Annotated in this window: 6 protein-coding genes; 2 read left to right on the top strand and 4 right to left on the bottom strand. The window is 74.5% G+C overall.

Features of this window, described 5'->3' with window-relative positions:
* The first annotated feature begins 232 nt into the window (after window positions 1-232).
* Both F2B26_RS14245 and F2B26_RS14240 read left to right on the top strand, forming a co-directional pair.
* The gene (locus tag F2B26_RS14245; RefSeq protein WP_159810485.1) at window positions 233-1,075 is read left to right on the top strand and encodes a PHP domain-containing protein; all 843 of its coding nucleotides are present in this window, start codon (window positions 233-235) and stop codon (window positions 1,073-1,075) included.
* Entirely contained in the window at window positions 1,072-1,692 is a 621-nt protein-coding gene (locus F2B26_RS14240) for a MarC family protein (RefSeq protein WP_159810483.1), read from the top strand. The genes F2B26_RS14245 and F2B26_RS14240 overlap by 4 nt, the downstream gene beginning before the upstream one ends.
* Before the next feature lie 64 nt (window positions 1,693-1,756).
* Here F2B26_RS14240 and F2B26_RS14235 read toward each other — a convergent pair whose 3' ends face one another.
* The 4 genes from F2B26_RS14235 to F2B26_RS14220 form a co-directional block, all read right to left on the bottom strand.
* Window positions 1,757-3,310 carry a methyl-accepting chemotaxis protein gene (locus F2B26_RS14235; RefSeq protein ID WP_159810487.1) on the bottom strand — a complete coding sequence of 518 codons (1,554 nt, stop codon included), beginning with the start codon at window positions 3,308-3,310 and terminating at the stop codon, window positions 1,757-1,759.
* Window positions 3,311-3,498: 188 nt separating this feature from the next.
* The gene (locus tag F2B26_RS14230) at window positions 3,499-4,101 is read right to left on the bottom strand and encodes a biotin transporter BioY (RefSeq protein WP_159810481.1); all 603 of its coding nucleotides are present in this window, start codon (window positions 4,099-4,101) and stop codon (window positions 3,499-3,501) included.
* Between the two features lie 13 nt (window positions 4,102-4,114).
* Window positions 4,115-4,774: a CbiQ family ECF transporter T component gene (locus F2B26_RS14225; protein ID WP_159810480.1), complete on the bottom strand. Its 660-nt coding sequence runs from the start codon at window positions 4,772-4,774 to the stop codon at window positions 4,115-4,117.
* A gap of 10 nt (window positions 4,775-4,784) precedes the next feature.
* Entirely contained in the window at window positions 4,785-5,450 is a 666-nt protein-coding gene (locus tag F2B26_RS14220; RefSeq protein WP_159810479.1) for an energy-coupling factor ABC transporter ATP-binding protein, read from the bottom strand.
* Window positions 5,451-5,574: the final 124 nt, after the last annotated feature.

Genomic DNA, 5,574 nt, shown 5'->3' with positions numbered 1-5,574 from the left:
CCGGGTGACGTCGGACGCCGCGCGCGGTGCCCAGCCGGAGGTGACCCACGCCATGAAGGTCGGCGAGTCCGGCCGCAGGGACCGGTTGGTGACACGTTCGGCCAGGGGCTGCGGCTGCTGCTCGCTCATGACCACCAGTCTGGCACCGTCGCGCCCGGCCTCCGGCGCCGGCCCGTCGGACCCGGGACCCCGGGTCCGACGGGCCGGCCCGCGGTCGGTAGCCTGGACCCTCATGCGCGTCGACCTGCACACCCACTCCTCGGCCTCGGACGGCACGCAGCCGCCCGAGGTCCTCGTCGCGGCCGCGCGCGACGCGGGGCTGGACGTCGTCGCGCTCACCGACCACGACACCACCGCGGGCTGGGCGGCCGCACGGGCCGCGGCGCTCGCGCTCGGCACGACGCTCGTGCTCGGCACGGAGATGTCCACCCGGTACGACCACCGCAGCGTGCACCTGCTGTGCTACCTGCAGGACCCGGGCGACGCCGCGCTGGTCGCCGAGCTGGAGACCATCCGCACCGCACGTCTGGGCCGGGCCCGCGAGATGGTCGACAAGATCGCCGCCGACCTGCCGATCACCTGGGACGACGTGCAGGCCCAGGTGGAGGACGGCGCCTCGGTGGGCCGCCCGCACATCGCCGACGCGCTCGTCGCCGCGGGCGTCGTGCCCGACCGGTCCGCGGCGTTCGCCGACCTGCTGCACGGTCGAGGCCCCTACTACGTGCCGCACTACGCCCCCTCGACGGACCACGCCATCGCGCTCGTGCTGGCCGCGGGCGGTGTCCCGGTGCTCGCGCACCCCGGGGCGGCCGACCGCGGGCGGGTGCTCGCCGACGCCGCGTTCGACGAGCTCGCTGCCGCCGGGCTGGTGGGCATCGAGGTGCACCACCGCGACCACGACGCCGCCCAGGTGCGCCGGCTCGGTGCGATCGCCGAACGTCTGGGGCTGCTGGTCACCGGCTCGTCCGACTACCACGGCGAGGGCAAGCCGAACCTGCTGGGGGAGAACCTCACCGACCCGGCTGTGCTCGCCCAGATCGCCGAACGCGGCACGACCGAGGTGGTGCGCCCATGAGCCGGCTGCTGGACGTCCAGCTGTTCATCTCGGTCTTCGTCACGCTCTTCGTCATCATGGACCCGCCCGGGACGGTGCCGGTGTTCCTGGCGCTCACCTCCTCGATGACCCAGCACCAGCGCAAGCGGGCCGCGCGCCAGGCCATCGCGGTGTCGTTCGGGGTCATCCTCGGGTTCGCGTTCTTCGGCCAGCAGGTGCTCACCTACCTGCACGTCACGCTGCCCGCGCTGCAGGCCGCCGGTGGTCTGCTGCTGCTGCTCATCGCGATGGAGCTGCTCACCGGCAAGCTCGAGGACCCGACCCCGGTGCCCGGTGGGGCGGTCAACGTCGCCATGGTGCCGCTCGGCACCCCGCTGCTGGCCGGGCCGGGTGCCATCGTCGCGACGATGGTCTACGCCCAGCAGGTGGACGGGACCAAGCAGTGGGCGGCGGTGCTCCTCGGGCTCGTGCTCGTGCACGCGTGCCTGTACCTGTCGATGCGGTTCGCGGACGTCGTCAACCGGGTGCTGGGCAGCTCGGGCACGTCGCTGATCAGCCGGATCGCCGGTCTGCTGCTGGCGGCGATTGCCGTCCAGCTGCTCGCCGAGGCCGTGCTGACCTTCGCCCGGCAGGTGTAGCGGCGCCGTCCGCGCAGGCGTCCCGACGGTCGGTCCGCGCCGCGCCGCCTCGCCGCGGGGCCGGTCAGTAGCGGAACGCCGAGGTCTGGGTCCGCAGCGCCGCGGCGGTGCGGGTGAGGTCCGCCACCGCCGAGCCGAGCTCGTCCATCGTGCTGGCCGAGTCGCCGGCGGCGCTCGCGACCCCCGTGATCGTGGTCGCGATCTCCAGCGAGCCGGCGGCCGCATCGGACACCGACCGGGACATCTCGCTGGTCGTGGCCGTCTGCTCCTCGACGGCCGAGGCGATCGAGAGCTGGTACTCGTTGATCGACCCGATGATCGTCGAGATCTCCTCGATCGCGGCGACGGCCGCCCCGGTGTCCGACTGGATCGCCTGCACCCGCCGCGCGATGTCCTCGGTCGCGCGCGCCGTCTCCTGCGCCAGGTCCTTGACCTCGCTGGCGACGACGGCGAAGCCCTTGCCTGCCTCCCCGGCCCGGGCCGCCTCGATGGTGGCGTTGAGCGCCAGCAGGTTGGTCTGCTCGGCGACCTGGGTGATCGCCTTGACGACGGCGCCGATCTCCTGCGAGCTGGTCCCCAGCCGGGCCACGAGGGTGTTGGTGGTCTGGGCGACCTCGGTGGCCTGGGCGGCGACCTTCGCGGCGTCGTTCGCGTTCTGCGAGATGTCCCGGATCGAGGCACCCATCTGCTCGGCCCCGGCCGCCACGGTCTGCACGTTGCGGGACACCTCGTCGGCCGAGGTGGCGACCACGGCCGCGCGCTGGGAGGTCTGGGTGGTCCCGGCCGCGACCTTGTCCTGGGCGGAGGCGATCTGCTCGGTCGAGGTCGACACCGACTGCGCGCTGGCGACCACGTCGCCCAGCAGGGCGCGCAGCTGCGCCTGCGCCTGCGCCAGCCCGACGGCCATGTCGCCGAGCTCGTCGCGCGAGGTGCTCGTCGGCACGACGGTGAGGTCGCCGGTCGCGAGCGCGTCGATGGCGGCCTTGACGGGGACCACGGACCGCACGATCCGGCCGGCGACCACGAGGCTCACGAGGCACAGCAGCCCGGCACCGACCACGACGAGCACCACCGTGAGGGTGGTCGTGCGGGCGACGAGCGCGTCGGCCCGGGTCGCGGTGCCCGCCATGAAGGAGGTGATCTCGGACTGCACGGCGTCGAGGTTGTCGATGAGCCCGCGGCCGGCCGCAGCCGCCCCGGCGTTCTTGATCTGGGTGAACGCGGCGCGGTCGTCGGCCAGGGCCGCATCGACCATCGCGCCGCCGACGGTGTCCTTGTAGGCGGCCAGTGCGGCGGTGAACTGGGGCCAGACCTGCGGGGAGTGCCCCATCGCGGTCTGCGAGGCGGCGTCCAGCGCGGCCGCCGCGGTGTCGAGGCGGGTGAACGCGGACGTCACGGAGGTCTTCGCCGCGGCCTTGTCCGCGGGCAGCGCGGCCGCCGCGGCGTACACCGACATGCGCACGTTCCAGGTGGCGTCGGTGAGCTCGGCCAGGGCGGTGCCGACGCTCGCCTGCGCGTTCGCCATCGTGTCGGTCTGGTGTCGGATCGCCACGAGCTGCACCGTGGTGAACGCGCCCACCCCGGCCAGGAGCGCGGTCGCGGCGAGCGCGAGCGACATGATCTTCACCCGGACGCTGAACCGTCGGCCCGTGGTGGTCCGTGGCAGATCGGATGACGGATGGGTCCGCTGGTCAGGCACGCGTGCTCCTCACGACGGGACGGCGGCAGGTCAGTCGCCCCCGCATCACCCCATCGGGTGAGGTCGCCCCGGGATGAGGAGTACGCCGCAGTGACCCGTCGGGTCGCTCAGGCCCGCGGTCGGGCGAGGTCGTCCTCGGCGGCCGGGCGCATCTGCTCGACCCGCACCTGGCGGTGCACGAGCAGGGCGCCGGTCCCGGCGAGCACCGCCTTGAGCACGTCGCCCGGGACGAACACGAGCGCACCGAGGGCCGTGGTGCGCAGCGGCAGCCCGGTGACCACGGCCGTCCAGGGGATGCCGAGGGCGTACACGACGGCGACCCCGCCGACGAGGCAGGCCCCCACCATGGCGAGGCCGCGGGTGCGTGACGGCAGCGCCATCGCTCGGCGGGCCAGCAGCCCGGTGACGAACGCGCCGGGGACGAACCCCAGGGCGTACCCGCCGGTCGGCCCCAGCAGCACGCCGAGCCCGCCCCGGCCGCCCGACATGACCGGCAGCGAGGCGACGCACAGCACGAGGACGACGAGTGCGGCCAGGGCGCCACGTCGGGCGCCGAGCACGGCACCGGCGAGCATCACGCCGAGCGTCTGGGCGGTGATCGGCACCGGCAGGCCCAGCACGTACAGCGGCGGCACGAGGCCGAGCGCGACGATGACACCGGCCATGAGGGCGACCTCGGCGATGGCGCGGGCGCGGGTGGTCTCGGGCATGGGGCTCCTTCGGTCAGGCCCGGGCACCGGGTGCCGGGTCGGGGGCGAGCAGCTGGTCGCGGTCGTCGCCGCGGTCGAAGAACGAGCGCGCGACCACGGCCTGGGCGACCCGCTCGCTCATCGTGAGCGCGTGCACCAGCAAGGGCACGGCGAGCGCGAGCACCTGGGGGCGTGCGCCGCGGGCGCGCTGGGCGTCGCGCAGCCGCCCGGCGGTCGCGACGAGCTCGGGCACGAACCGCAGCGTGAGGGCCACCGTGAGCGCCACCGACTCGGGCGCCACCCCCACGGCACGCCACGGCCGGGCCGCGGCCAGCACGGCGTCGAGCAGCTCCTCGGTCGCGGTGCTCGCCATCACCGCGAGGGCCGGCAGCGCGAGCGCAGTCAGCCGCAGCACCGAGTCGCGCGCGGTGGCCACGTCGGCGGTCACCAGCTGCACACCCGCGGTGAGCACCGCGGCGAGGCCCCAGGCGGCGGCCGGCCGAGCCAGCGACCGCCACGTCGGGCGGGCCAGCATCAGCGCGAGAGCACCTACGCCGCTGAGGGTGAGCAGCACCGCGGGCCGGGGGACGACGGCCACGAGCACACCGACGCCGAGCAGCGCGACCAGCTTGGTGCCCGCGCCCACCGCGCGCAGCGGGCCCGGACGGGGCGCAGTCGTCTCCAGCAGGCTCATCCGGTCACCGTCATCCGGTCACCGTCGGACGGTCGGACGCGGCGGTGCGGGCGGCCAACCGGCGGTAGGCCTCCAGCGCGGCGGCCGGCACGTCGTCGGCCACCACCCGACCCTCGTCGAGCACGAGCACGCGGTCGAAGGCCTCGAGCAGCCCCAGGTCGTGGCTCGCCGCGACCAGCTGCAGGTCGAGCGAGTCGAGCAGCGTCGCCAGGCGCAGCGCGTTGACCAGGTCGAGGGTGCCGGTCGGCTCGTCGAGCACGAGGGTCGCCGGGTTCATCACGAGCACCCCGGCCAGTGCGACGAGCTGGCGCTCCCCGCTGGACAGGGTGTGCGCGGAACGGTCGAGCAGGTGCCCCGCGCCCAGCCGGTCGAGCTGGTCGCGCACCATCGCCCGGCGCTGCCCGGCCGGCACCCCGCGGTTCTTCAGGCCGAACGCGACGTCCTCGCCGACCACCGGCAGCACGATCTGCTCCCCGGGGTCGGCGAACACGAACCCGACGCGACGGCGCACCGCACGTCCGTCACGCGCGGTGTCCAGGCCGTCCACCTGCACGGTGCCGCTCGCCGGCAGGAGCAGCCCGTTGAGCAGCCGGAGCAGCGTGCTCTTGCCCGACCCGTTCGCCCCGACGACGCCGATGCGCCGCTCGGCCAGGTCGAGGTGCTCCACCGTGAGCACGCCGTCGCACTACGGCCCCTCCTCGGCCGACGAGTACGCGCTCATCAAGGACCAGCTGGAGAAGTCCGGTCTGTTCACGGTGAACCTGCAGTCCACCGAGTACGAGCAGTACTCCAAGGACCGC

This window comes from Cellulomonas citrea (assembly GCF_009829685.1).
Taxonomy (GTDB): Bacteria; Actinomycetota; Actinomycetes; order Actinomycetales; family Cellulomonadaceae; genus Cellulomonas; species Cellulomonas citrea.
The sequence above is the reverse complement of the archived record's forward strand: the minus strand, read 5'-3'. Positions and strand labels throughout refer to the sequence as shown.